This is a genomic window from Pontibacter sp. JAM-7, from assembly GCF_048548695.2.
Taxonomy (GTDB): domain Bacteria; phylum Pseudomonadota; class Gammaproteobacteria; order Pseudomonadales; family Balneatricaceae; genus Neptuniibacter.
The window spans coordinates 1-260 of the sequence record NZ_JBLYIF020000043.1; the positions used below are offsets into that span (position 1 = coordinate 1).

At 56.5% G+C, this 260-nt stretch carries 1 protein-coding gene; it reads right to left on the reverse strand.

All coding sequences use genetic code 11. The features are described from left to right. Positions 1–96 precede the first annotated feature (96 nt). Positions 97–260 (reverse strand): RsmD family RNA methyltransferase (locus ACFVYJ_RS13800; protein WP_463255437.1); only part of this gene is annotated, 164 nt, incomplete at its 5' end.

Sequence of the window (260 nt, forward strand, 5' to 3'; positions counted from 1 at the left end):
GAGATGCCATACCTGACCGACGCCACCAAAGAAGAAACCCGGAAACTGATGGAAACCTTCGGGCCCAACGCAGCCTGAGTCTTTTCTCTGTGACGGTTATGCCGCCTCAACCCGACGGTAGAGGCGGCAGATCACCTGCCCGGCCTTCTTCTCTTTCTGCAGCTGCCAGCTGACCGGAATCTCCGCGAAATCAAACCCCTTCTCCGCTTCCAGATAGATCAACGCACCATCGTTCAGACGTTTCTGCTGCTCAAGCCCCT